26 protein-coding genes are annotated in these 25,751 nt (G+C 63.5%); 12 read left to right on the plus strand and 14 right to left on the minus strand.

The genetic code is table 11. The annotated features are described in order from the left end of the window. Positions 1-27 precede the first annotated feature (27 nt). Positions 28-1,341: an MATE family efflux transporter gene (locus BAMB_RS29560; RefSeq protein WP_227739267.1), complete on the minus strand. Its 1,314-nt coding sequence runs from the start codon at positions 1,339-1,341 to the stop codon at positions 28-30. A 493-nt stretch (positions 1,342-1,834) separates the two neighbouring features. On the opposite strand from BAMB_RS29560, the gene BAMB_RS29565 reads away from it, so the two are divergent. Then, positions 1,835-2,419 (plus strand): LysE family translocator, encoded by a 585-nt coding sequence (locus tag BAMB_RS29565; protein ID WP_011660822.1) that lies wholly within the window; start codon positions 1,835-1,837, stop codon positions 2,417-2,419. Between the two features lie 138 nt (positions 2,420-2,557). Further along, complete coding sequence (locus BAMB_RS29570) at positions 2,558-3,175, plus strand: DUF2239 family protein (protein WP_011660823.1); 618 nt, start codon at positions 2,558-2,560, stop codon at positions 3,173-3,175. Positions 3,176-3,464: 289 nt separating this feature from the next. Here BAMB_RS29570 and BAMB_RS29575 read toward each other — a convergent pair whose 3' ends face one another. After that, the gene (locus BAMB_RS29575) at positions 3,465-4,415 is read right to left on the minus strand and encodes a serine hydrolase domain-containing protein (protein ID WP_338084257.1); all 951 of its coding nucleotides are present in this window, start codon (positions 4,413-4,415) and stop codon (positions 3,465-3,467) included. Between BAMB_RS29575 and BAMB_RS36215 the strand changes: the two genes are divergently transcribed. From BAMB_RS36215 to BAMB_RS29585, 3 genes are all read left to right on the plus strand, one after another. After that, positions 4,353-4,814: a hypothetical protein gene (locus BAMB_RS36215; RefSeq protein WP_338084369.1), complete on the plus strand. Its 462-nt coding sequence runs from the start codon at positions 4,353-4,355 to the stop codon at positions 4,812-4,814. The genes BAMB_RS29575 and BAMB_RS36215 overlap by 63 nt on opposite strands. A gap of 249 nt (positions 4,815-5,063) precedes the next feature. After that, positions 5,064-6,125 carry a porin gene (locus tag BAMB_RS29580; RefSeq protein WP_011660825.1) on the plus strand — a complete coding sequence of 354 codons (1,062 nt, stop codon included), beginning with the start codon at positions 5,064-5,066 and terminating at the stop codon, positions 6,123-6,125. A gap of 44 nt (positions 6,126-6,169) precedes the next feature. Further along, positions 6,170-6,544, plus strand: a complete 375-nt coding sequence (locus tag BAMB_RS29585) for a BON domain-containing protein (RefSeq protein WP_011660826.1) — start codon at positions 6,170-6,172, stop codon at positions 6,542-6,544. A gap of 40 nt (positions 6,545-6,584) precedes the next feature. On the opposite strand, the gene BAMB_RS29590 is transcribed toward BAMB_RS29585, so the two are convergent. The 4 genes from BAMB_RS29590 to BAMB_RS29605 all read right to left on the minus strand — a co-directional run bounded on the left by BAMB_RS29590 (position 6,585) and on the right by BAMB_RS29605 (position 12,718). Beyond that, the gene (locus tag BAMB_RS29590) at positions 6,585-8,516 is read right to left on the minus strand and encodes an alkyl/aryl-sulfatase (protein ID WP_082089711.1); all 1,932 of its coding nucleotides are present in this window, start codon (positions 8,514-8,516) and stop codon (positions 6,585-6,587) included. 73 nt (positions 8,517-8,589) lie between these two features. Then, positions 8,590-10,008, minus strand: a complete 1,419-nt coding sequence (locus BAMB_RS29595) for an MFS transporter (protein WP_227739291.1) — start codon at positions 10,006-10,008, stop codon at positions 8,590-8,592. Beyond that, positions 9,974-11,155 carry an acyl-CoA dehydrogenase family protein gene (locus BAMB_RS29600; protein ID WP_041491875.1) on the minus strand — a complete coding sequence of 394 codons (1,182 nt, stop codon included), beginning with the start codon at positions 11,153-11,155 and terminating at the stop codon, positions 9,974-9,976. The genes BAMB_RS29595 and BAMB_RS29600 overlap by 35 nt, the downstream gene beginning before the upstream one ends. A 12-nt stretch (positions 11,156-11,167) precedes the next feature. Further along, positions 11,168-12,718, minus strand: a complete 1,551-nt coding sequence (locus BAMB_RS29605) for an AMP-binding protein (protein WP_011660830.1) — start codon at positions 12,716-12,718, stop codon at positions 11,168-11,170. Positions 12,719-12,811: 93 nt separating this feature from the next. Here BAMB_RS29605 and BAMB_RS29610 point away from each other — a divergent pair, with 93 nt between their 5' ends. Continuing rightward, on the plus strand, positions 12,812-13,729 hold the full coding sequence (locus tag BAMB_RS29610; protein WP_011660831.1) for a LysR family transcriptional regulator: 918 nt from the start codon (positions 12,812-12,814) through the stop codon (positions 13,727-13,729). Positions 13,730-14,025: 296 nt separating this feature from the next. On the opposite strand, the gene BAMB_RS29615 is transcribed toward BAMB_RS29610, so the two are convergent. Beyond that, positions 14,026-16,200: an EAL domain-containing protein gene (locus BAMB_RS29615; protein ID WP_227739265.1), complete on the minus strand. Its 2,175-nt coding sequence runs from the start codon at positions 16,198-16,200 to the stop codon at positions 14,026-14,028. A 29-nt stretch (positions 16,201-16,229) separates the two neighbouring features. After that, positions 16,230-16,490: a LysR family transcriptional regulator gene (locus tag BAMB_RS34645; protein ID WP_082089721.1), complete on the minus strand. Its 261-nt coding sequence runs from the start codon at positions 16,488-16,490 to the stop codon at positions 16,230-16,232. A gap of 152 nt (positions 16,491-16,642) precedes the next feature. On the opposite strand from BAMB_RS34645, the gene BAMB_RS29620 reads away from it, so the two are divergent. The 4 genes from BAMB_RS29620 to BAMB_RS29635 all read left to right on the plus strand — a co-directional run bounded on the left by BAMB_RS29620 (position 16,643) and on the right by BAMB_RS29635 (position 18,937). Further along, positions 16,643-17,302 (plus strand): carbonic anhydrase, encoded by a 660-nt coding sequence (locus tag BAMB_RS29620; RefSeq protein WP_012372075.1) that lies wholly within the window; start codon positions 16,643-16,645, stop codon positions 17,300-17,302. 61 nt (positions 17,303-17,363) lie between these two features. Next, positions 17,364-17,834 carry a cyanase gene (gene cynS, locus BAMB_RS29625; RefSeq protein WP_011660834.1) on the plus strand — a complete coding sequence of 157 codons (471 nt, stop codon included), beginning with the start codon at positions 17,364-17,366 and terminating at the stop codon, positions 17,832-17,834. A 145-nt stretch (positions 17,835-17,979) separates the two neighbouring features. Next, positions 17,980-18,459, plus strand: a complete 480-nt coding sequence (locus BAMB_RS29630) for a nuclear transport factor 2 family protein (RefSeq protein ID WP_010808884.1) — start codon at positions 17,980-17,982, stop codon at positions 18,457-18,459. A 220-nt stretch (positions 18,460-18,679) separates the two neighbouring features. Next, the gene (locus BAMB_RS29635) at positions 18,680-18,937 is read left to right on the plus strand and encodes a DUF4148 domain-containing protein (protein ID WP_011660836.1); all 258 of its coding nucleotides are present in this window, start codon (positions 18,680-18,682) and stop codon (positions 18,935-18,937) included. A 232-nt stretch (positions 18,938-19,169) separates the two neighbouring features. Here the strand turns inward: BAMB_RS29635 and cynR are convergent, their stop codons facing one another. Continuing rightward, positions 19,170-20,057 (minus strand): transcriptional regulator CynR, encoded by an 888-nt coding sequence (cynR, locus tag BAMB_RS29640; protein WP_011660837.1) that lies wholly within the window; start codon positions 20,055-20,057, stop codon positions 19,170-19,172. A gap of 17 nt (positions 20,058-20,074) precedes the next feature. Between cynR and BAMB_RS35670 the strand changes: the two genes are divergently transcribed. Next, a complete protein-coding gene (locus BAMB_RS35670; protein ID WP_127456148.1) occupies positions 20,075-20,752 on the plus strand; it encodes a hypothetical protein in 678 nt (225 codons plus the stop codon). A 217-nt stretch (positions 20,753-20,969) separates the two neighbouring features. Here BAMB_RS35670 and BAMB_RS29645 read toward each other — a convergent pair whose 3' ends face one another. Both BAMB_RS29645 and BAMB_RS29650 read right to left on the minus strand, forming a co-directional pair. After that, positions 20,970-21,449 carry a nuclear transport factor 2 family protein gene (locus BAMB_RS29645; protein WP_011660839.1) on the minus strand — a complete coding sequence of 160 codons (480 nt, stop codon included), beginning with the start codon at positions 21,447-21,449 and terminating at the stop codon, positions 20,970-20,972. A gap of 126 nt (positions 21,450-21,575) precedes the next feature. Further along, complete coding sequence (locus BAMB_RS29650) at positions 21,576-21,824, minus strand: hypothetical protein (protein ID WP_011660840.1); 249 nt, start codon at positions 21,822-21,824, stop codon at positions 21,576-21,578. Positions 21,825-21,988: 164 nt separating this feature from the next. Here BAMB_RS29650 and BAMB_RS29655 point away from each other — a divergent pair, with 164 nt between their 5' ends. Then, complete coding sequence (locus tag BAMB_RS29655; protein ID WP_011660841.1) at positions 21,989-22,576, plus strand: TetR/AcrR family transcriptional regulator; 588 nt, start codon at positions 21,989-21,991, stop codon at positions 22,574-22,576. Between the two features lie 555 nt (positions 22,577-23,131). Here the strand turns inward: BAMB_RS29655 and BAMB_RS29665 are convergent. From BAMB_RS29665 to BAMB_RS29675, 3 genes are all read right to left on the minus strand, one after another. Continuing rightward, positions 23,132-24,166: an alpha/beta hydrolase gene (locus BAMB_RS29665; protein WP_011660842.1), complete on the minus strand. Its 1,035-nt coding sequence runs from the start codon at positions 24,164-24,166 to the stop codon at positions 23,132-23,134. A 67-nt stretch (positions 24,167-24,233) separates the two neighbouring features. Continuing rightward, positions 24,234-24,659 (minus strand): organic hydroperoxide resistance protein, encoded by a 426-nt coding sequence (locus BAMB_RS29670; RefSeq protein WP_011660843.1) that lies wholly within the window; start codon positions 24,657-24,659, stop codon positions 24,234-24,236. Between the two features lie 225 nt (positions 24,660-24,884). Beyond that, on the minus strand, positions 24,885-25,451 hold the full coding sequence (locus tag BAMB_RS29675; RefSeq protein ID WP_011660844.1) for a TetR/AcrR family transcriptional regulator: 567 nt from the start codon (positions 25,449-25,451) through the stop codon (positions 24,885-24,887). Positions 25,452-25,751 lie beyond the last annotated feature (300 nt).

Here is a 25,751-nt window from a genome sequence, read left to right on the forward strand (position 1 = left end):
GGCCGCGCAGGCGCGCGGCGCAGGCGATCAGGCCTGGCGAGGGAAACGGTTTCTCCAGCGCTGCCAGAGGATCAGCGCACCGACCGCCATGACGAGGTCGTGCGCGACGGTGATGCCGACGAGGCCCCAGCCAAGCGTGAATCCCATCACGTAGGCGAGCGGCACGCCCACCGGCCAGATCAGGATCATGCTGACCTTCATCGGGAACTTGGTGTCCTGCAGGCCGCGCAGCGCGCCCGTCAGGGTGTTGCGCGCCGCGTCGAAGATCTGCCCGACGGCGATCAGCACCAGGATGATCGACAGCGTGTGGTAGATGCCGGCGTTCTCCGGCGTGTCGGCCACAAATACACGCACGAACAGGCTCGGCACCAGCGCGAAGGCGGCCAGCACGATCAGCGAATAGATCACGCCCATGCGCGTGTAGGCGTCGCCGACCTCTTTCACGGCGCCGAGCCGGCCGCCGCCGAAGTGCCGGCTCGCCACCACGGTGGCCGCCTGCGACAGGCCGACGATCGGGATCACCAGCAACAGCAGGTAGCGCGTGGCGACCTGCTGCACGTTCAGCGCGGCGATGCCGAGCCAGCCCACCATCACCGTGGTCACGAAGAACGACAGGATCTCGTTGCCCATCTGCACCGAGATCGGCAGGCCGACCTTGACGATGCGCGTCACGCCCTGCTTGACTGCTTGTCCGTGCATCGCGAGCAGCCCGTAGGGACGGTGGCTGCCGTGGCTCAGCACGAAGCCGCCGAGCACCAGCGCCGCCGCCCAGGCCGTGATCGACTGCGCCCAGGCCAGGCCCTCGAGGCCGAGCATCGGGAAGCCGAACTTGCCGAAGATCAGCAGGTAGCCGAGCAGCGTCGTCAGCAACAGGCTGCAGAGGCTGTAGAGCAGCACCAGGGCCTGCTTCAGGATGCCCAACAGCAGCTGCACGCAGACCGAGATGATGCCGACGGCCGGCAGCGAATAAACATAGATGCGGAAGAAGCCGGTACAGGCGCCGACCAGCTCGGGCGGCTGGTGCAGGGCCGTGAGGATCGGGCCGATGAACAGCAGCACGACGATGGTCGGCACGCACAACAGCATCGCCACTGCCAGCGCCGCCGAGAACAGATGCCCGATCCGCTCGGGCTCGCGGCCCTCGCCCTTCACGTGGCCGATCAGCGGGCTCAGGGCGAACAACATGCCGAACACCACCGTCATCAGCAGCATTTGCACCGCGTTGATCAGCAGGCCGGCGGCGAAGGTGGTGGCGTCGACGCGCGACAGCAGCAAGTTGCTGACGAAGCCACCGATCATCACGACGAACTGCGAGATCATGATCGGCAGCGAGATCTTCAATGCCTCGCGTGTCGACGACGGTGGCAATGTGGCGGTTTTTTCCACAAACCCATTCATTATTTAGTTCCTCTACTCATATAAGCTGCGACAGGGAACGCCGGGATATTGAATGCCGCGCGCCGCGGACGCCGCCATGGCCATTACGCGCTTTCGGCCAGCGGTGCATGACGTCCGAGTGCAGCGATCCTAACTGAACGGGTAGGGCTTGTGTCGGACTTCCTACCTACTAAATTTCGCAGTTTGATCGCGCTCCGTGCTTCGCCCACACTAGGCCGTGCCCGGTCTCCCATGCCTGCACGCCCGCGCTGCCAGACGGCGGCGAGACTACGCCGCGGTACGCGGCATTCGAGCACCTTCTCGCGAAATCCAAGCCTCACATCTCCACGCGGCCGACCCCATATGCAGCGGCGCACGGGAGAACGTCCCCCGTGTCCGGGACACGGCGGTTCCGAATCCGACATGCCGAGGGAGCATCGTGCCTACGATAGATGCAATGCTGAAGATGTCGTTCTATGTCTCGCTGGTGCTGATCGTGCCGGGACCGACCAATACGCTGCTGCTCTCGGCCGGCCTGAAGGCCGGCATCCGGGACACGTGGCGGCTGGTGGGCGCCGAGGCGGCGGGCTACGTCGTCGCAATCTCGATATGGGGCTTCTTCCTGCTGAGCCTGGTTGCCGGCAACAGCTGGATGCTCAGCGCGATCAAGGTGCTCAGCGCCGGATTCATCTTCTTTCTCGCGCTGAAGATGTGGACCCAGGGCCCGAAGCTGCGCGAGCTCAGCTCCGGCCCGGTCAGCACGCGCGACCTGTTCCTGGCCACGCTGACCAATCCCAAGGCGCTGCTGTTCGCGAGTACGCTGTTCCCGCTCACCGCCTTCGGCTCCGCGAGCCAGTTCGCCTGCACCATCGGCGTGTTTCTCCTGGTCCTGCTGCCGATCGGCATCGGCTGGGCCTGCCTCGGCGGCCTGCTGACCTCGAATCGCGCCTGGGCGGATCGCGCCTCGACCCTGCTGCGCTGCGCCTCGCTGGTGCTGTTGATGTTCTCGGCAACCCTCTTTTATTCCGCCTTCAGGCGGTGAGCTCGCGCATCGCGTCGCCGTCGTCCCTGCCGGGACGGCGACGCCGCGTCCTCAATCCCGCCGCCGCGAACGCAGCCTCCCCACCCCGCATGATCAAGGACTGCGCTTGCACAACGGCCATCACACCATACAAACGGTTTGAAAGTTCGCCGATACCCGAAGTACACCGGCTTTCACGGCTCTCAGTGCTTCGCGTCCGGCTCGCTTCCGGTCGTCGTGACAGCCGCGCGTCACCTCATGGAATACGGGACGGCGGGAGCGCTCCTGGTCATCGACAACACGACCGGCTGCGCCATCGACATCGATATCTACCTGCCGACTGCCGACACCGGCCAGCCCACCCGTGCCGCCGACACGCCGGAAGCCGATGACGAGGCGCGCCCGCGCGGGCTGCACGGCCGCGGCCGGCCCCGGCTCGGGGTGGTGTCGCGCGAAGTGACGCTGCTGCCGCATCAATGGGCGTGGCTGGCCGCGCAATCCGGCAACCTGTCCGCCGCCCTGCGCAAGCTCATCGAGATGCAGATCCAGCGCCACCCGGCAAACGACCCCGGCTACGAAGCGCGGAAGCGGGCCTGTCGTTTCGTGTCGACCATGGCGGGCGAATTGGACGATACCGATCGCGCCGTCCAGGCGCTGCTGTCGGACGACCATGCGAGCCTGCTGAGCGCCGTCGAACACTGGCCGCCCGATGTGCGCGATCACGCGCTGCTGCTCGCGACGGAGGGCAGCGACTGGCGATCGGCCGGCGAATCCTAGGTGCCGGCCCCTCGGGACCTCGTCGCATGCACGCGCCAACGCTGCCACGCAGCCAGCCGCAACGACAAGCGCGAGAAGCATGGGCAGTGTTCAGCCGCGAGTGCCGCCCCTCCAACCTCTCTGGTTCGGTGACGCTGGTTTCCGCTCTGACGGCGGAAATGGCCGCTGCTAGGACGACTTTGTAGAAAGCATCGAATGCCCTCAAAATAACTCGATAGCCACCTACGCCCTTCTGACGAGTCGAGTGCGGATGCGCCAGTTGCGTGCGCAAATCGGGCTCCTATCGCACTCAGCGTCGCGCCGCCTTCGCGATGGCAATGACTGCACGATGCAAGGCGTCGGCCGTATCGAGCGGCGCGTGCTCGATCGCTCCGCCCGTTGCGCTCGTCGGGCGCGCTGCCTGATCGGGCGACGATGAGAACTTGACGACCGTGAGACGCGCACGCGGATCGACGACTATCGCCTGACCGAAGCGGCCGCTCGCCGCGAATGAACCATCGCCATCGTTCAATTGATACCAGTAGTCCCGATAACTGTAGCCAGGCCGGCCAGGCGCGAGATTGCCCTTTGCGAAAGCCGCGGCGTTCGAGGCCGGTTGCAGGGCGAGGCGTGTTGAGCTCGAGGGAAAGCGCGCGTTGTCGCCGGTCGCGCTCGTGCGCACGAGTTCGCCAAAGCGCGCCGCATCGCGCAACGTGGTGTTGAGGCCCGCACTTGCCATTTCCGTGCCGGTGTGATCTACGACGATATCGGCGTCGTCGTCGGCGAGCTTGCTCCAGATCTCGCGCGATGCGAGCGCACTCCACGACTCGCCCGTCACGCGCCGGATCGCCCATGCCACCGCTTCCGGCGAGCCGTTTTGGTAATACCAGAGTCCACCCGCGCGTGCATCGGGCGAAGGCAGCGCGGCTTTCAGGAAGCGATGGATGCTGTCGGGCGCGCCACTCCCGCGCGGTACGAAGCCGACTGCCGCAAAGAGCCCGAGGTCCGGTGGCAATGCCGCCGGATAGCGCACGGGCACTTCCATGTCGAGATTCTGCTGGAGTGTCGCGTCGCCAAACGGCGTGCCGGCGAGTTCAGGCACATACGTCGAGAGCGGCGCGTCGGGCGCGAGCTTGCCGGCGGTGATCAGTTGCGCGGCGAGCAGGCCCGTCACCGATTTCGTCATCGACGCCCACATATGCGTCTGATGCGGGCCGAAGCCGTCGAAATAGCGCTCGAGCACGACGTGCCCGTCGCGCACGACGATGAAACCATCGGTCTGCGTGCGGCGCAGGTAGTCGCTAAGTGTGAGCGTCGTGCCATCCACCGTGAAGGCAATCGAATCCGGATCGAGTTGCGGGCCGTCGGGCAGCGGGAGGGGCGTACGTGCGCGCTCGACGTTCGCGGTGGGGATGAACATGCGCGTGTTGCGCAGCTTCCAGCGCAGCGTGGTTTCCGGTCGCGCGCCGGTAGCGGCGGTGTTGTCGGCTTTCGCGACAGGTTCACGTGGGACGTCCGCACGCGTAGCAGGTGCGAAGACGCATGCCGCGCCCAACAAAAAGGCGAGCAGCGCGGGATTCGAACGATGGACGAGGCGATTCATGTCGATGCAGGCTCCAATGTGATGATGTTTTTACCGTCGCCCGAGAATGAAAGATGAGGAAATCGGCGTCAAGGCCGCATCAGGCATAGGGGGATAACCGTCAGACATGCCATTGGCACGTCCGCGCCGCCACTTCGCGTTACCACGGACATCTCCAGGAGGAATGGTTCTATTCCCGACGCTTGATGGCCGAGGGCGTTCTCCTGCTCCACACTATCCGAAGGTGGCGACGAATCTGTCGAGGCGAATCTGCCATCGCCCATCATTTCGCAGGTCTTATCGAATAACAATGAACGAAGGAGACAAATGAAAAAGATCGTCTTATCCGCGCTAATTGCCGGTCTGTCACCCTGTCTGTCTCATGCGCAATCCAGCGTCACGCTGTATGGCGACATCGGTGGGGGCGTGCGCTGGGTCAATGGTCAGAAGGGCGGTAGCGCAGTCATGTTCAACAACAACATCCTCACCGTGAATCGTTTCGGCCTTTACGGCAGGGAAGACCTCGGCAATGGCTTCGCTGCCATTTTCAAGCTCGAAAATGCCTTCAACAGCGGAACCGGCGCATTGAAGAGCGCCGGGGTACTCTTCTCGCAGGCAGCGTTCGTCGGTCTTTCAGGCAGCTTCGGGCGGCTCACCTTCGGCCGCCAGGTCAGCGCGAGCGAGTATTTCGCCACGCTCGTCGATCCCACCGGCGGTCAGGCACAGTCGCTCGCCATCCAGCCCAACGCGCTCTACTTCTTCAACTACTTCACCAACGAAACCCGTTTTAACAACACGATCAGCTACATCGGTCGTGCGGGCGGTTTCCGCTTTGGCGCCAGCTATTCGCCGGGCGGCGTCGCCGGCAATCTGCGCTCGGGCACCAATGTCTCCGGTACCGCCATGTACCAATGGGGCCCGGCGCTCGGCGGCTTCGGCTATCAGAAGACTTGGAACGCGACCGCGACGCAATGGGCCCAGACCTTTCACGCAGGCGGCTCGCTGCAACTCGGTCCCGCGCGCCTCTACATGAGCTACGCCGATTTCAGCGTGAGCGCGGCCACTGAACGCCAACCCACCCGGCGCGATCATATTCCGAGCATCGGCGTCATGGTCGTGGCCACCCCCGGGCTGCAATTCACGGCCGCCGCGTACTACGACAGCGCCCGTCATCTCGCCAATGCCAAAGACGGCAGCGGGCACAAGGTCACGACCTATGCCATCGCCGAGTACTACCTTTCGAAGCGCACCGAGCTTTACGCCGAAGTCGACTACAACGGCTTCTCCGGCGCCTATCGAACCGACGCCATGAACATCGCGGGGCTCGGCATGCGCAACGGCGCAAGCTCGACGACCGGCGTCACGCTCGGCCTCATGACGCGGTTCTAGGCAGTTTTGCCGCGTTCTTCCTCACTCAGCATTCACACGTCAACATGAAGATATCCACTCGCATCCCATGCATCGCCGTCGTGGTGATGCTCGCCGCGCTCAGCGACTGCGCGAGCGCCCAACCGGTTGCCGCAGAAGCGGCGCCCTCGTCCGCGACCGGTACGAAGGCAGCCGCAAGCGACGTCAAAGCCGCCAGGGCCGCGAACCGCAAGCTCGCGCACCGCGTGGAAAACGCACTGGCGCGCACGCGCGGCCTGAACTCCGCGCGCATCATCGTGACGGTACGCGGCGGACACGTCACGCTCTCCGGCGCCGTGAACTACAACAAGCAGATCACATTCGCGGTCGAGGCCGCGCGCAAGGTCGAAGGCGTCATCGACGTCGATAACCGCATTCGCGTATCGGGCGCATCGCTCTGACGTTCGCATCCGGCTGCGCGCCGGATGCGCCTGCACGACATCACGGCTCGACGACGTTAAAACGCCCGTCGGGCTTTTCCAGCGTCTTGAGGAACGCGCCGAACAGCGCCTTGGTACCTTCGAGCACGATCTCGCCTTCCGCCAGCGCGGCGCCGAACTGCGTCTCGCCGAGCAGGATGCGATTGAGCGTGGCACGCTTCATGGTGATATCCAGGTCGTGGCCTTCGCGATGCGGCGTAGCCGACCAGGTCAGCGCGCCATGCTTCAGATACAGCGCATAGCATGCATCGCGGTCGGTAAAGCGCCACGTCATGCGAATGTTGAGCGTCTGCGCCTTGGGGCCGTCGACCATCACGGCCAGGTAGTCGAAAAACGCGCCGTCGCTCAGCACGCGCACGAGGTCCTGGCTACGCATGGTCTGTCCGGCCCCCGCTCCCGCGCCTTCGCGCAGTTCACGCGCACCAAGCAGGTAGGCGTTGCGCCACGTCGCGGATTCCGCCTGAAAGCCCATTTGCTCAAGCGCCGCCGCGCCCAGTTCACGCGCCTCGCGCAGCGTCGGCTGTGCAAACACGAGGCGGTTCATCACCTCGGCGACCCAGCGATACTCGCCGCGCTCGAAATCGCGGCGCGCGCGTTCGAGCATCGCCTCGGCGCCTCCCATGTACTCCACGTAGCGCGGCGCGGAAAGCTCGTCCGGCAAGGCGTGCAGATGCGCCGGATTGCCGTCGTACCAGCTCAGGTAGCGCTGATAGATCGCCTTCACATTGTGCGACACAGTGCCATAATAGCCGCGCGTATGCCATTGCGCGGCAAGCGTATCGGGCAGCGTCATCCGTTCGGCGATTTCGGCGGCGGTTCCGCCACGATTCATCATGCGCAGCGTCTGGTCGTGCAGGTACTTGTAGAGATCGCGCTGCTGTTCGAGAAAACAAGTGAGGCGCGCGGTGCCCCACGTAGGCCAGTGATGCTGCGCGAACACGACGTCCGCGCCGCCCGCGTAGCGTTCGAGCGCCTGATGCAGATAGCGCGACCAGGCCTTCGCGTTGCGCACCTGCGCGCCACGCAGCGGACACAGGTTGTGCAGCGTGCGCGTGCCGTTCTCCGCCACGTTCAGCGCCCGCAATTGCGGAAAGAAGAAGTGCATTTCGGCGGGCGCTTCGCTATCGGGCGTCAACTGAAACACGATGTCGATGCCGTCGATCGTATGTGTTTCGCTTTCCTGATGAATCAGCTGGGTCGGCTCGATGAGCGTAACGGTGCCGTTCGGCATCGTCTTGCCGAGCCCCGCGTCGATCTGGCAGCAGGCATTGCGCGCGAGCGTCTGGCCGAACTGGAATTGCGAGCGCCGCTCCATGGCCGTGCCTGCCATCACGTTTTCCGCGACGGCCTCTTCCATGAAACCCGCGGGCGCGATCACGGCGACCTCGCCCGCGCGCACGCGTGCCTCGTCGACCACACCCTTCACGCCGCCGAAGTGATCGGTATGGCTATGGCTGTAGATCACGGCCAGAACAGGCCGGTGCGGCCGGTGCGCGTAGAAGAGTTCGAGCGCCGCCTGCGCCGTTTCGCGGCACGTGAGCGGATCGATGATGATGAGACCCGTATCGCCTTCGATCAGCGTCATGTTCGCGAGATCGAAGCCGCGTACCTGATAAATCCGCGGCATGACCTCGAACAGCCCATGCAGGCAATTGAGCCGCGCCTGACGCCATAGCGCGGGATGCGCCGTGGGCGGCGCGGTTTCTTCGTCGAGGAACGCATAGTCGGCCATGCTCCAGACAAGCCGACCATAGGCATCGCGAATCTCGGCGTCGGCAAGCGTGCCGATAAAGCCGCGTTGCGCTTCCTCCATGTCGAGATCGTCGTTCGCGGGCAGTGCCTGCAACGCGTGGTGGTTAGCTTGCCGAGTCGCCTCGGTCGCGCGCTGCACGGGCAGATCGGCAAGCGCCGATGAAATCGGAGTGTTTTGCATGGCGTGATGAAATGAGAGACGCGCAAGGTTCGCGGCCCTGCGCAGGGGAAGAGCGGCGAAAGCGCGGCCGCGCTCAGGACAAAACGGCTTCGGCATCGCGCACGGTTTGAATGGCGGCGCGCGAGCGCTGGGGGTCGAGCCAGCGCGCGCACAGCACGCCGCAGCCTATCAGCACGAAGCCGCACAGTACGCACGATTGTTCGAAGCCCTGTGCCGTGGCCGTCATGCCGTGCGCGTGCTGGATCAGCACGCCCGTGAGCACGGGCGCGGCGAGTCCGGCCAGCGAGCCAATCGCGTTGCTCAACGCGAGGACCGCGCCGCGCTGACCGTCCGGCGCAACTTCGCTGAGCATGGCGGGGCCGACCGAATACATCACGAGCGTGAGCCCGCTGCTCAGCGTAAGCATCAGCACCTTCACGAGCGGCCCGAGCGCGGGCAGATACACCGCGAAGCGCAAGACCCCGGCTGCCACGAGCGCAATGGCGATGAAGACACCACGCGACTTGCGCGACGGCATCCCCGCGCCCAGCAGGTGCTGCGAGAGCCACGCGAGCCCGAGGCCCATCGGCGTGGTGATCGCGACGAACAACGCGAAGAGCCGCCCGGAATTCTCCGCGCCGAAGCCCAGTCCGGCCTGGAGATAGTGCGGCATCCACGTGAGGCTGGTGGCGAGCACCCAGTTGGCCGCGAAATGCCCGCAGAAATTGCCGACGATGGTGCGGTCGGCCAGCAGCGTGCTCCAGGGTACGCGCCGTTCGTCGCGCAGGGCACGCGGCCGTTCCAGCGGACCCTCGGCGCCGAAGAAAAACCAGCACACGCACCACACGAAGCCGAGCGCGGCCAGCACAGCGAAGTTGGTGCGCCAGCCCCACCGCGCGGTGATGACCGGTATCGCGAGACCGGCGACGAACAAGCCGAGCGCGCTGCCCTGATAGAGCACGGCGGCGGGCAGGCCGCGCTTCTGGTCCGGAAACCACTTGTAGAGCGCGTGCAGCGAAACGGGCGATGCCGGACCTTCGCCGGCGCCGAGCAGCACGCGCGTGACGAGCGCGACCGTCATCGAACCCGCGAAGAGCATCGGCAATTGCAGCAGCGACCACGAAAGCGCCATCAGCAGCAGGATGGCGCGCGTGGCAACGCGGTCCGCCAGCACGCCGCCCACCACGGCCGCGATTGCGAAGAGCCAGTTGAGGCTGCCGCCGATCAGGCCGAACTGCGTGGGCGTAAGGCCGAGGTCGCGCATCATCGGCACGGAGATCATGCCGAACACCACCTTGTCGAGAAAGTTCACCGTCATCAGCAACGCGAGCATGATGGCGATCGACCACGCGCGCGCGGGCCGATAGTTAGGGTTGTCTCTGCCGTATGCGGACATCCTTGTCTCCAGTCTTTTTCTCTTGCTCGCCGCTAGGCGGCGGCGCGAACCCGACGGGTTCGCCCAACCTGCTCCGGACCGCTTACGAGGCCTGCGCGCCGGTATCGAGAATCGCACGCGCAATCGTGTTGCGCTGAATCTCGCTCGTCCCCGTGAAAATGCGGAACATCCGCAGCTTGCGGAACGCCTGCTCCACCGGATGATGGCGCGTCACGCCCACGTTGCCGTGAATCTGCACCGCCTTGTCGGCAATCTCGAAGCAGCGTTCGGAAACGAACACCTTGCACGCGGCCGCTTTCATGCGCAGGTCGCCGCCGGCATCCGCGAGCATGGCCGTCTGCGCAATCATGCTTTCGCAGGCCCACAACGCGGCCGCCATGTCGGCCAGCATGTGCTGGATCGCCTGAAACCTCGCAATCGGACCGCCGAACTGCCGCCGGCTGCGCGCGTAATCGAGCGATGCTTCGTACACCGAGGTCGCGAGCCCGAGCATGGTCGGGCAATGTAGCAGACGGTTCACGTTGATGCGCGACATGCCGAGCTTGAAGCCGTTGCCCGCGCCGCCGAACAGGTTGGTGCGCGGCACGCGCACGTTCTCGAAGCGGATGTCCGCGTCGATATGCTGGCCCGACATCGGCACGTACGCCTGCTCGACCGTCACGCCCGGCAGATCGAGATCGATGAGTACCGCGCTGATGGCGGGCGGCGTGGTTGTGGTGTCGGTCACGCACATCACGATCGCGAAGTCCGCGAACGGTGCCCCGCTGATGTAGTGCTTGTGGCCGTTCACGATCAGATCGTCGCCGTCCGCCACGGCGCTCGTCGCGATGCTCTGCACGTCCGAGCCCGAATGCGGCTCGGTCAACGCGAAGCAGGTCGACTTCTCGCCGCGGATCACCGGCATGAAGTAGCGCTGCAACTGATCCGCCGTCGCGTACTTGAGCATGTTGCCCACGCGCGGCGGCCCGCCCAGATCGCCGAGCACGTGCATGGCGAGCGAGCAGCCGCTCGCTGCGAGATCGGCTTTCAGCGCGCACTGCTGCAGAATCGAAAAGCCCTTGCCGCCCAGTTGCACCGGCAGGCACGCCGAGTAATAACCGAGTTCGGCGGAACGCCGCCACACGCGCCGCAACACGTCCTTCGGCCAGACGCTCTCCGAATCGAGACCGAGTTCGCGCTCCATCGGCTTGAGTTCATCGGCCACGAAACGGCGAATGCCCTCGCGCGTGGCGTCGAATACCGCATCGCCTACCTGTTCGAACATCATGGAGAATCCTCAGTTGATGCGCCGCTCCGCGCCTTGCCAGTACTGTTCGCGCACCATCTTGCGCGCGATCTTGCCGCTCGCGTTGCGCGGCAGTTCCGCGACGAAACTGATCGAGCGCGGCAGCTTGTAGTCGGCGAGCAGGCTGCGGCAATGCGCGACCAGCGCGTCCTGATTCGCCGTGCGTTGCGGCTTGAGCACCACCGCCGCTTTCACGCCCTCGCCCCAGCGCTCGTCGGGCACGCTGAACACACAGGCTTCGAGCACGTCGGGATGCTGATAGAGCACGGCCTCGACCTCGGTCGGATAGACGTTGAAGCCGCCCGAGACGATCATGTCCTTCTTGCGGTCGACCAGATACAGGTAGCCGTCTTCATCGGTGCGCGCGAGATCGCCCGTCATCAGCCAGCCGTTCACGAGCACTTCGGCCGTGAGTTCGGGCGCGCCCCAGTAGCCCTTGAAAACGTCCTCGCCGCGCACGGCAATTTCGCCGACTTCACCCGCCGCCAGCGGCCGCCCGTCTTCGCCGAGCACGCACACTTCGGTCTCGCCCATCGGCCGCCCGCACGAAGCGAGACGTTCCGGGCACTGCGCGATCGCATACGCGTGGTCCGCAATCGTGAGACGCGTGACGCCCGAGGTCGATTCGCTCGCGCCATAGCCTTGCGAGAGAATCGGCCCGAAGCGCGCCCACGCCTCCTGAATGCGCGCGGGGGCCATCGGCGCGGCGCCATACGAGAGCGACTTCAGCGCGCTCAGGTCGGTGTGCGCGAGCGCAGGCTCGTTGAGCAGCATGTTGATCATCGCGGGCACCATGAAGACGTGCGTGACGCGCAGGCGTTCGAGATCGGCGAGAAATTGCGCGGTCTCGAATGCGTCGAACAGCACGAGCGTGGCGCCGCAATAGAGAAACGGCTGCATGAGCATGCCCGACGCATGCGTAATCGGCCCGACGAGCGCGAGCCGGTCGCCGGGGCGCGGCTGCGTGTCCATGCCGATCAGCAGCTTGCGCAGCGACGCCATGCGGTTGCCGTAGCTTTGCATCGCGGCCTTGATCTTGCCGGTCGAGCCTGACGAGAAATGCAGCACGGCGAGATCGTCCGCGTGGCTGGCAAAATCCGGCGCGTGCGAAGCGGCCCGCCCCAGCAGCGCTTCGTAATCCACATAGCCTTCGGCGCCGCCGATGGCGATGAACGTCTCGACGCTCGCAAAACCCGGCGTGGCGCGCGTATAGCCCGTATAGCCGCGGCCCGCGATCAGCACGCGCGGCGTGCAGTTTTCCACCACGTCCGACGCTTCCGCCGTCGTAAAGCGTGGGTTGAGCGCCGCTTTCACGAGACCCGTCTTGTACAGCGCGCATTCGATCTCGACCAGTTCCGTGCAGTTGCGCGACTGCACCGCCACGCGGTCGCCGCGCCGCAGACCGAGGGCGATAAGCGCGTGCGCAAGCTGGTTCGAACGCGCCTCGAGTTGCCGGTAAGTGAGCGGGCGGTCGCGATGGATCACGGCGGGCACGTCACCCCAGAAGGCCGCCGCGCGCCGCAGGAAATACGGGAAGCTCATTCAGGTCTCCAATGAATGTCGAGCCAGTGTGTAAGATGTCGTTCATTCCCGCAATGAAGCGGTGGCTATAAACCCATAACCAAGGGGAATGGCATGGAGACACGCGATCTGGACTATCTGCTGGAAGTCCGTCGCTGCGGCAGCATTGGCAAGGCCGCAGAAGCGCTCGGCATGAGTCAGCCCGCATTGACCAAGGCGGTCAAGCGCATCGAGAGCGAAGTGGGCCAGGCGGTGTTTCACCGTGGCCCGAACGGCGTCGCGCTCACGCCTGGCGGCGCGGTGTTCGTCGAGCGTGCGCAGCGTATCGCGCTCGAATACCAGGATGCGCTCAAGGAACTGCGCGCGATCCAGATCGGCGAGCAAGGCATTCTGCGCGTGGGCTATTCGCCCACGGTGCCCGACTCGATCGTGCTGCGCGCCTGCCGGCAGTTGATGAACGAACGCCCGGCCGCGCGGCTGCGTCTGCGGCGGCGGCTCGCGAACGACCTGTTCATGCTGATGAAGGCCGGCGAACTGGACATGGCAGTCGCGCCCGAGCCGCCGGACATGAGCAAGGAGTTCGACACGCTGCCGCTCTTTCGCGATCGTCTGCATGTGATGGCCGACGAATCGCATCTGCTGCACCGCAAGACGCGGCTCAGGCTGCGCGATCTGGCGAATGAGGAATGGTTGCTGCCGGGCATGAACATCCCGCTGCGCCGTCAGGTGAACGACGCTTTTCGCCGCCAGGGATTGCCGGAACCGGCGTTGCGGGTCGAAACGGACTTCGCGATTCCCGCGCTGCTCGAACTGGTGCGCGGCTCGCGCATGCTCTGCATCGCGGGCAATGCGACGGCCAACTCGCAGCGCGGAATCCTGCCGTTGAACATCGACGCGACCGAGTTGAATCTCGCGCGCAACGTCGGCGCGGTGTTACGCGTGGGCGGCTATGTCTCGCCGCTTGCGCAGCGGCTCGTGGAGTTGCTGCAGCGCGCGCGTCCGCATGCCGGAAGCCTCGCGCCAGTGGATTGACCGGGTACTGTTCACATTGTCACCGGCGGCCCCCAAGAGCACATGACCGCGCCCGGCGGCCGCCAATCCCGCCATGTCGCGGCGCGCTGGCAGCATGCCGCGCGCTGTCACGCCTTCACGGGTGCTGGAACCGACTGTATTGCCGCTCCCGCGAGCGCGGTTGACTTGCGTCAAGCGTCCTCTTTCGTTGCAGGCTTGACGCGTATCAAGTCGGCACGCGCGCTGCTCGGCTGCAATGGAGTCCGTCATCTGCGGGATAGTCGCGCCGCCGCCGGAACGCCCGGGGCGCGATCGGCTCACTCTGCCAGCAATTCAGCGCCGCGGCGCGACGAGATGCCGACCAGCTGGTCGGCAGGCTGCGGCCGTGCGAACAGGAAGCCCTGGCCCTGGTGGCAACCGATCTCCTGCAGGAAGGCCAGCTGCTTTGCCGTCTCGACGCCCTCCATCACGACATCGAGCCCCAGCGCGCGCCCCATTGCAACGATCGCGCGCACGATCGCGTCGTCCGTACTGCCCGAGCCGCAGTCCGTGAGGAACGACTGATCGATCTTCAGCGTATCGACGGGCAGATCCTTCAGATACACCAGCGATGAATAACCCGTACCGAAATCGTCGATCGCGAGGCTGATCCCCCGCGTCGCCAGTTCGCGCAGCAGGATGCCGATTTCCTCGCGGGTGTTCATCGCCATGCTTTCGAGCAACTCGAGCTGCAGGTATTCGGCCGGCAACGCGGTTTCACTGAGAATGGTCGTCAGGTCGCTCAGAAAGTGGTCGGTAAAGCACTGCCGCGCCGACACGTTCACCGACACACGCCCGAACTCGAAGCCCTCGTCGAGCCAGCGGCGCGCCTGGCGGCAGGCTTCGTGCAGCACCCACCTGCCGATCGGGACGGTCAGCGCCGATCGCTCCGCGAGCCCGATGAAGTCGCGCGGCGGCACCAAACCCCTGCTCGGATGCAACCAGCGCAGCAGCGCCTCCACGCCGACGATCCGGCCGCTGGCCAGATCGTATTGCGGCTGGTAGAACAGGCGGAATTCATTCTGCTCGAGCGCGCGGTGCAACTCGCCGAGCGTCTCCAGCTGCTCGATCGCCGACGACGTCATCTTGCTCTCGAAGAACTGGAACACGTTCCTGCCGCGGCTCTTCGCACCGTACATCGCCTGGTCCGCGAGCAGGATCAAGTCCTCCGCCTCGGTGCCGTCGTCCGGATAGATGCTGATGCCGATGCTCGGCGTCACGAAGATCTGGCGATCGCCGATATCGATCGCCCGTCCCACTTCGTCCAGCAGCTTGCGCGCGACTCGCCCGACGTCGCGGACATCGTCGACCTCCTCGAGCACGAGCGCGAATTCGTCACCGCCCATGCGCGCCACCGTGTCGTTCGCGCGCACATTCGCGACGATGCGCTCCGCGACCATCTTCAGCACCTCGTCGCCTGCGTTGTGGCCGAGCGTATCGTTGACCAGCTTGAAGCGGTCGAGATCGAGGTACATCACCGCGACCTTGCGCCCGAACCGCTTCGCATGAACGATCGCGTGCGTGAGCCGCTCCTCGAACAGCATCCGGTTCGCGAGATTGGTGAGCACGTCGTGCGTGGCGAGATAGCCCAGCCGCTCCTCCGCCTGGCGCCGCTGCGTGATGTCGGAAAAAATCGCCGCGTAGTGGGAGATCTCGCTTTCGCTGTCGCGAATGCTGGTGATCGTCAGGTATTCGAGAAACAGCTCGCCGGCCTTGCGGCGATTCCAGATTTCGCCTTGCCAGTGGCCATCGGTTGTGAGCGAATGCCACAGCTGCTTGTAGAAATCGGGCGTCTGGCGCCCGGAACTCAGCAGGCCCGGGTTGCGCCCGACCACTTCGTCCTCGGTGTACCCGGTCAGGCGCGTGAAGGCCTGGTTGACACGCTCGATCTTCGCGTGCCGGTCGGTCACCATGATGCCTTCGAGCGCCGATTCGAACACCCGATCCGCCATGCGCAGGTTAAAGCGCGCGAGACCCAGCGCTTCGTCGCGCTCGCGCAACGCGCTGCGCAGCTGGTTCGCGTATTCGTGCTCGATGCTCTGCAGCACGTCCGCGAAACAGAGCAACCCGGTCAGCCGGCCATCCTCGTCCTCGATGCCAACATGCCGCACACTTTGCTCGGTCATGAAACGCTGCGCCGCATACAGGCTCTGTCTTGCGGTCAGCATCTGCAGCGGCTTGCTCGCGTAGGCCCCGACCGCGCCGTGGGCCCCTCCGTCTGCCAATAGCCGGACGATGTCCCGCTCGGTCAGGATGCCGTGCTCGCCATCGTCGTAGCCGACGAGGATCGCATCGAGCCGTTGCACACGCATCCGTGCGATGACTTCGTGCAGCGCGGTCTGCTCGGGCACCACAACAGGCGGCTGAACGCGGATCGATTCGATCGGCTTCAGGTGCAGGAAAAATTCCGCCTCGGCCGGACAGTGGCTCGCGGTATCGGTAGGAAAAATCATCGATTCGTCATCGCCAGTCTGCCGAGCCTTCAGTTCGCCAACGCGTGTATCGCCCGCCCGCATCCAGATCCCCGTAGTACTGATTTCGCATAGCGCATCCACGCCGCGCCGGCATCCAAGAATTGCACGTTCCGCCCCGAACGGTCTAGCCGCTGAGTGCGCAGCGTGTCTTCCAGTTGACGTATCCGCTGCGACAGCGTGGGCTGCGAAACGTGCAGTGCCTCGGCGGCGTACGTGAAATTGCGGTGTTCCGGGACGGCCAGGACGTAACAGACATCACACAACAGCACGGCGAATTTCCTCGTGCCCGACAACAATTGCTCTTGCCTATGGTTAGCATCACAAACCCGTCTTGGACACTATGACGCAACAGGTCCATTCTCTGTTCAACGCATCGCACTGACCGACGCGGCGACGAACGCCAGACTGAATGGAGCTGACCATGCAAGAGATCATCGACGGTTTTCTGAAATTTCAACGGGACATCATGCCCGCTCGCAGGGAGTTGTTCCGCAAGCTGGCCACCAGCCAGACGCCGCGCACTCTTTTCATTTCCTGTTCCGATAGCCGCATGGTTCCCGAACTGGTCACTCAGCGCGAACCGGGCGATCTGTTCGTAATCCGCAACGCCGGCAACATCGTGCCTTCGTTCGGTCCCGAGCCGGGCGGTGTGTCGGCAACGGTCGAATATGCAGTCGCCGCGCTCGGCGTGACGGATGTGGTGATCTGCGGCCACTCGGACTGCGGCGCGATGACGGCCGTCGCAACGTGCAAGTGCCTCGACCATATGCCCGCCGTCGCGAACTGGCTGCGCTACGCCGACTCGGCGAAGCTCGTCAACGAGGCGCGTGAACATGCAGGCGAGCGCGAGCGCGTCGACTCGATGGTGCGCGAGAACGTCATCGCACAGCTCGACAACCTCAAGACCCATCCCTCCGTTGCACTGGGACTCGCGCAAGGCCGCCTCAATTTGCACGGATGGGTCTACGACATCGAATCCGGCTCGATCGACGCGCTCGACGCCGCGACTCGCCAGTTCGTGCCGCTCGCCGCGCATCCCGATGTCACCGCGACGCCCGCCGAGTGCGTGGCTGCGCTCTGATTCCCGGCTCGTCACACCGACTGCCGATCTCACTAGGTTGATTCACTCAAGGAGCAACATCATGACCCAATCGCAAGTCACACCGAACGCGCGCGAAGCTCTGACGGAAACGATCGTCGACGCGAAGGTGCGCAAGAACCTCACGTTCGAAGCCATCAACGAAGGCACGGGCCTGAGCCTCGCATACACGACAGCCGCGCTGCTCGGTCAGCATGCGCTGCCGGAGAAGGCGGCGAAGCTTGTCGCCGAACGCCTCGGGCTCGACGACGACGCCGTGCGCCTGCTGCAAACCATTCCGGTGCGCGGCAGCATTCCGGGTGGCGTGCCGACCGATCCGACCGTCTACCGCTTCTACGAAATGGTGCAGGTGTACGGTTCGACGTTGAAGGCGCTGGTTCACGAGAAATTCGGCGACGGCATCATCAGCGCGATCAACTTCAAACTCGATATCCAGAAGGTTCCGGACCCGGAAGGCGGCGAGCGTGCCGTCATCACGCTCAACGGCAAGTATCTGCCAACCAAGCCGTTCTGAACCAATGATGCGAAGACGAAAATTCTTACTGAGCACCGGTGCCGCGCTTGCTTCGGGCGGCCTTGCACTCTCGGGTTGCACGATGACGGGGCCGCGCTCCACGTCGAGCACCAACAACGCGCTGTACCCCACAAGGAGATCCGAAGTGACTTCACCCGCAGCAATTCGCCCGCCGCTTCCGCCGTTCACGCTGGAGACGGCCATCGAGAAAGTCCGTCTCGCGGAAGACGGCTGGAATTCGCGCGACGCCGCCAAGGTCGCGCTCGCCTATTCGCTCGACACGAAATGGCGCAATCGCGCAGAGTTCGCGAACAATCGAGCGGAAGCGCAGGCGTTCCTCGAGCGCAAGTGGAAGAAGGAGCACGAGTATCGTCTGATCAAGGAACTGTGGGCGTTCGGCGGCAATCGCATTGCCGTACGCTACGCCTACGAATGGCACGACGACTCGGGCAACTGGTTCCGCTCCTACGGCAACGAGAACTGGGAGTTCGGCGAGGATGGCCTTATGCAGCGCCGCTATGCGTGCATCAACGACATGCCGATCAAGGAATCCGAGCGCAAGTATCACTGGCCCCTGGGCCGTCGGCCGGACGATCATCCGGGGCTGAGCGAGTTGGGGCTTTGAAGCCCGGATCGCTACAGCCGCGGTGAGCGATTAGCGCCCAACGATCTGGTTGCGAAGAACGACGGATTGTTGGGCGTGTATTGAAGTTCACTGGTACTGCTAGTTTTGTCGGGCGGTGCGCGAATCTCGTCCGGTGATTCGGCTAGCAGAAACTATGAACCGCAACATCATTACAGTTAGTACTACCTAATTTATATCGAAACAAGGAAAGGGAAACATCATGAACAAGAGCATCCGTCACATTTCTTACGTCCTGTCGGCACTCACGCTGGCTGCTTCCACCACGACCGCGTTTGCTGCCTCTTCCGCAGAAGCGGCTGCACCGGGTTACCACTCCGCTGCACCGTTGATCCAGCGGAACGCGGCGCCGGAAGCCCAGCGCGCACTGACCCGCCGCGACGTGATCAACGAGCTGATCCAGGCCGAGCAGGACGGTACGCTGCAACGCCTGAACGATACGGTTTTCCACGGCTCGTGACGCCAGACCAAGCGGCTGCGACGAAGCGAGTCGTACGCCGCCTCACAAAGGGCGAGTCGCCTCGATGTGTTTATGTCCGGCGGATCGTCAGTTGCAGCATCCAATGGTCAGCAAAAGCGGGCTTCCTGTCGATGATCTCGGCAAAACGCGCTGTTGCGGGCCAATCCCCTCGCGCGGCATCAGCTTCAAAGCAAGTTACTCAACTACGCAACGACGGCGATGTCGGTGGTGGTCACGTCGGCTTTCCAAACTGCTCAGTCAGCAGCTGTAAGAACGCCCTGCTTGCTGCAGTGCGATACGCACCCTTGCGCTCTAAGACGGCAGCCGTACGCGTTGGCAGAGGGGGATCGAGCGGCACGGGATGTAGGCCCTCTTGCACGCGTGCGATGTGATCAGGGAGAACCGTCGCCAGCTGCCCGCGACGCACGATCTCGACGATTGCACCGACCGTATCCACTTCGATTGCGACAAGCGGTCGAATAGCGTGACGCGCAAAATGCTCATCGATGAACCGGCGCGTCGCGAATGTGTCGTTCAGCAAGACCAGCGGCTCCTTGCCAAAGTCAGGCCCCGCGAGTGCCTTGCGGCGTGCGGCACGCGGGTGGTTGCGGCCTACCACCAGGCTCAGCGTTTCCGCGAAGAGGGGTTGGCTTTCGATGTCGACTGAAAAGGCCGGATGGAATGCGACACCGATATCAAGCCTGTCGTCTGCAAGCTGCGCCTCCATCTGATCCTGTGTGAGTTCGCGGATATCGATCCTGATGCCAGGATGCAGTTGGTGGAAGCCATCGACGACCGGCCCGACCAAGGAAGCCGTAAAGGTCGGCGTTACTGCGAAACGCAGGCTGCCCCGACTCAATTCCGCCACGTCGTGTATCGCCCTCACCCCTGCGTCAAGGTCCTGTAGCGCGAGCTTGGCATAACGCATCCACGCTTCGCCCGCGTCGGTCAGGTGAACGGTTCTGCCGGAACGGTCGAACAGCAGTGTTCCCAGGGTGTCCTCGAGCTGCCGGATCTGCTGCGACAAGGTGGGCTGCGATACATGAAGCGCCTCGGCAGCGCGCGTGAAGTTCTTCTGTTCTGCTACTGCAAGGAAGTAACGGATATGACGTAGCAGCACGGGAATTCCCTCACGTATTGGCTATCCCTATCGAATCTATCGCAAACCAGTCGTGGACGCTATTGAAATTGCATCCATCCTTCATCCATCGAATCAAGGCACGCATCCAAGCCGATCTTGAGGGAGGTGGTCGATGGGTTGCGGATACGCTGAACCGGGCCGTTAGTACGCTCGCGCTGAGGGAAATTATTTTGGTTCGTAGATCTTCGTTCGAGCGACCATCGTGTCCGCCTTTTCTGCTTGCCATCGACCTCCCGCTCTGTGTCGTGCGGTCGCGCGCACCTTCGACCGTTCGTTTGCTCGGCGGCGAAACGCCGGGCGATGCGTTGCCCGAGGCTTACAACAGTGTTGGTCAAAACCACAGTCGTATGCCTGCCCGTTATCGTAGGTGGGTGACCGTGTCCGGCGTTTCAGGAGGCTGCTCCACTTGGACCGAAGACCCGAAAGTTGGAGATGGCATCAATGGAGAACGGACCAGCTTTCAGCTGATTCCACTTCTTTCGAGTTTGCACCCACTGCGCGTGCTTAAATTGTGCAGCGTTTGCTGCATCGTGAAGCGCCGGATATCCAAAGTCGTCGGCATACTCGCGAAGGGCTGCCTGTCGCTCACGCCAATTGCCGGTACCTTGGTTAGCAAACGCGATATGTTCGAGGCACATGTGAAGGACCGTTGCCGCACAGCGTTCGCTCGATGAACGGTCTCTATATGACACAACACGATCAGCAAAGAGACGTGCGAAAAGCCCCGTTGGCCCTTTTGGGTCCACCCTTGGATTCGAGTGAGAGAGCGAGTGGGGTCTATGGATGCTCCGTCATACCAAACTTCGGGAGGCCGTCGTCGCAGAGACTGCCTCACCGTTGCCTTCGTTTCCCCGCGTACTTCCAATCGAAGCGATACGATCAGCCCAGCTATTAGAGGCCGAGCTCCGACAAGCCGGGATGATCGTCCGGCCGACGGCCCAGGGGCCAGTGATACTTGCGCTCGGATTCCTTGATCGGCATGTCGTTGATGCACGCATAGCGGCGCTGCATAAGGCCATCCTCGCCGAACTCCCAGTTCTCGTTGCCGTAGGAGCGGAACCAGTTGCCCGAGTCGTCGTGCCATTCGTAGGCGTAGCGTACGGCAATGCGATTGCCGCCGAACGCCCACAGTTCCTTGATCAGACGATACTCGTGCTCCTTCTTCCACTTGCGCTCGAGGAACGCCTGCGCTTCCGCTCGATTGTTCGCGAACTCTGCGCGATTGCGCCATTTCGTGTCGAGCGAATAGGCGAGCGCGACCTTGGCGGCGTCGCGCGAATTCCAGCCGTCTTCCGCGAGACGGACTTTCTCGATGGCGGATTCGCGTGTGAAAGGAGGAAGCGGCGGACGGAGTTCAGTGCTGGTCGACATGGTGTTACCTCAGTGGCTGGTGGATGAAGACCCGATACCGGGCCGAAGGGTGGATAAGAGCAGTGCTGCGTGTTCTCGATCGCTTAGTCTGGCGATTAGCCTGTGTGCAGGGCGGACTTCGCTCGCTTACACCGCGAAGGTGATGTAACCGCCCGAGTGCGTCATGATGTGCGCCCAACGCACGGCCGCGTACAGCCCCTCGGCGCATGCAAAGTCGCTGCCGTCAATCGCGACGACCCACTGGTCTTCTTTGAGGCGAAGCGCGAGTCGTTGGTTGTCGACCAGGTCGCTGTACCAGCGCCATGTGGCCGGATTCGACTTATCGGCCTGCAGAGCCTGATGAAGGGCAGTGACTTCGCAATCTGAGGGGCACATGACAGTCTCCTTGACGTACCGACCTTGAATGATTGAGACAGGTCTGTCTCAATATTGGTGTAGACAGGTCTGTCTGTCAAGAAATTTCTGTGTCTCTCGGCGCCTGTGCAGAGACAGGTCTGTCTGCCATAATGGAGGCATGATTTGGCAAACAAGGGGCCGAAATGTCACAACCCTCCGCACGCGACCGGATATTGGAAACCGCGGCGCGCCTGTTCTATCAGGACGGGTTCCGTGCCACGGGCATCGACAAGATCATCGCCGAGTCAGGCGTCGCAAAAATGTCGCTTTACCGGCACTTCGCCTCCAAGAGCGAACTTATTGCAGCGTTCCTGGACCGTCGTCATGAGTTCTGGATGCGCTGGTTTGTCGACGAGGTGGAGGCTCGTTTTGCTCAGCGTGCCGAGTTGTCCGTCGTCGCGGAAGCCCTAGGTGAATGGTTCGCGCAGGAAGACTTCCGTGGTTGCGCCTTTATCAATGTGGTCGCCGAAGCTGGATCGACGGGAGACCCAGGGCACCTTCAGCAGGCCGTATCCCATAAGCACGCGCTTGAGCAGTACATTTCTGAACTCGCTGGCCGCCTCGGGCTCCAGTCGCCTGCTACCGTCGCCGCAGACGCGATGATCTGCGTGGAAGGCATGATTGTGCGCTATCAGGTGACACATGATTCGACAGTGGTGGATTCGGGCAAGCGTGTACTGGCGAGAATCGAAGAAGGCGCGTCGACAAGGCGAAGGTCTAAAGCTGCCTGACGGGGCCATTTCTGCGTGGACGCCAATACCCATGTCGAGTTTCATGGACGCATAGGCCTCTCATCCAAGTAACAGCTCTTCCAGTTGTACAGAGGCACCCCGTCGTCGTCCAGCGTTCGCGCCACCCGCCTGTGCACTTGCTTCCCGTGTGCGCAATTCGGACGCCAATGAAGCAGGTCGGCCGACCCTCTCCATCGGCGTTCAATCGCTCGCACACAAAGCGAAGGCTTGGTACAGAGCAAGGCCGTCTGCGGTCGTAACGAGAGCCATCGGGACGTTGAATTTCAGCATCGACAATCCGGACTCCTGCCCTTTTGGCGCAGTCCAACCTTGAGGCGAGACGTAGTCCTCGGGATTCGCCATGCTCGTGAGGACTTGCACGTTGTATTCCGCAGCAGTGTCCTGATCGGTGGCGCTCGATCGAATCACGCTAACGGACAGATACGGTGTCGCATTTCGACGCACCTGTCGCCCCGCTCCCCATGCGGAAGCGGCGGACCCAAGCCCGCCGCTTCGCCGTTCGCATTCGAACCCGTTCGAATGCCGCCCGCAGCCCTACTTCAGCCGCGTCGCGATTTCGTTGGCCATCGCCTTCATCGCCGCCTTGGTCGGCGCGTCCTCGGCCAGTGCGTTCAGCAAACCGAAATCGTGAATCGTGCCGTCATATCGCGTGGTCGTCGCATCGACGCCGGCTGCGTCGAGCTTGCGGCCGTACGCTTCGCCTTCGTCGCGCAGCACGTCGAACTGCGCGACCTGGATCAGCGCGGGCGGCAATCCCTTCAACTGCGCGGTGCTCGCACGCAGCGGCGACGCGTAGATCTCGTTGCGTTGCGCTTCGTTCTTCGTATAGGCGTCCCAGAACCACTTCATCATCGGCCGGGTCAGGAAGTGCCCCTGCTGATACGCGTTGTACGAACCGGTATTGAAGTCGTGGTCCGTCACGGGCCACAACAGGCCCTGGAAGCGGATCGCCGGGCCGCCCTTGTCCTTCGCCATCAGCGCCACGACAGCCGCCATGTTCCCGCCGACGCTATTGCCGACCACCGCGAGGCGGCTGCCGTCGACACCGATTTCCGCGCCGTGCGCGGCGACCCACTTCGTCGCCGCATACGCCTGGTTGATCGCGACTGGGTAATGCGCTTCCGGCGACGGCGTGTAGTTCACGAACACCGCGACGGCGCCCGATTGCACCACCAGATCGCGCACCAGGCGCTCATGCGTCGGGAAGTCGCCGAGAATCCAGCCGCCCCCGTGGAAAAACATGAACACCGGCGGCGTGCCCGCCGTGCCCCGCGGGCGCACGATCGTGATCGGCACCGACAGGCCGTCCTGCTCGATCGTGCGGTTCGATACGTCGATGCCGGACAGGTCGACCTTCGCGCCGCGCTGGGCATCGACCAGCACCTGACGCGCCTTCGCGGAACTCAGCGTTTCGAGGCCCGGCCCCTTCTGGCCGTTCAGCACGGCGAGGAACCCGCTGGTCGCCGTATCGGGGCGGACGCCGTCGGTGCCGGCGGCAAAGGCGACGGGGGCGGTGAACACCGCGGCCGCAACGGCAGCGGCGATCAGCAGCGGCTTGACGATCTTCATGATGAGACTCCTTGGTTCAACCGGTGAATGCAATGAATGGCGATGGATTCGTTCGCAGTACGTGCGATCAGACGAGCGTCAGCGTGACGTCGATGTTGCCGCGCGTCGCGTTCGAGTACGGGCAGACGATGTGCGCGCGATCGATCAGCGTTTGCGCGGTTTCACGGTCGAGGCCCGGCAGCGAGATCTTCAGTTCGACTTCGATGCCGAAGCCGTTCGGGATCGCGCCGATGCCGACGCTGCCTTCGATCGCGGCATCCGCGGGGATCGCGATCTTGTCGCGGGCCGCGACGAACTTCATCGCACCGATGAAGCACGCGCTGTAGCCGGCCGCGAAAAGTTGTTCGGGGTTCGCGCCGACGCCGCCCGCGCCGCCGAGTTCGCGCGGCGTGGTCAACTTCAGGTCGAGACCGCTTTCGGGCACCGTGGCACGGCCGTCACGGCCGCCGGTGGCTTTTGCATGAGCGCGGTACAGAACTTTTTCGATCGACATGACAGACTCCTTTTCAATGATGAGTGAGTGAAACAGCCTTCCAACCGGGGATCGCGCGCCGACGGCTTGGCGGCCGGCATCGCGCTTGTTTATCTACCCATAGATAGACAGATGTCCCTAAAAAATGCGGATGATTGAATTCATCCGCCCGCCAATCTATTTACCACAAGATAGATAGCAAACCCCGCAAAAGGCGGCGAACCGCCTGACTACCCGCCCCGTGCGTCACGACCGGGCTTTCCAGACGCCCTCGACATCCTCGAGACGCGCCCGCGTATGAAACAGCCGGCTGGCCAGCACGCTCCCCTGAAACGCCGCATACAACGTGCGTGCCGCCGTTTCCGGCTTGCCGCTGAACTGCAGCGTGCGTTCCTTCGCGCCCTGCGCCAGCAACTCGGCGAGCCACTTCTCGTTGGCCTTGAAGAAGGCCTGAACCGCCTGCCGCACGCTTTCCGGCAACGATTCGATGTCCGCCGCGAGCATGCCGCACAGACAGATCTGGTTGCCATCGCCGAGCGTTCTGCCGAACAGCTTCGTGTAGAGGCTGAGCTTGACGTCGGCCGGCAACGCCGAATCGATCGCGCGCATCGCTGCAAGCACTTCGTCGCTATACGCCGCCACCGCTTCCAGCACGAGATCGTCTTTCGACGGGAAGTAGTAGTGGATGCTCGACGTCTTCACGCCTACCAGATCGGACAGGTCTCGATAGCTGAAGCCGTTGTAGCCGCGCAGCATCATCAGCGTGATCGCGTGGTCGAGAATCTGTTCGCGGACGGTCGATTTCGTTTCCATGGATCGAACTTTATCTACTCATAGATAGATAGTCAAGATCTTTTTTATTGGGGGCGATGAAAGGTGACCTCGCCCCCAAAAGTCGGACACTGATCCAGCCTTTGGGGTGTTTTTCATGAGTACGAGGAGCGGTTTCGCCTGCAGGTAGTTCAGGAGTATCTGGGAGGAGAGGCGAGCCCACGCATGCTCGCAGCTCGTCACGGGGGGTTGGACGCACGGTCATCCGGCGCTGGTGGCACAAGTGTGGTTGCAAATCCGGGGCGGACCATAGATGTGCTTCGCTCTACGCGTCCGCTGCCG

Source organism: Burkholderia ambifaria AMMD, assembly GCF_000203915.1.
Taxonomy (GTDB): Bacteria; Pseudomonadota; Gammaproteobacteria; order Burkholderiales; family Burkholderiaceae; genus Burkholderia; species Burkholderia ambifaria.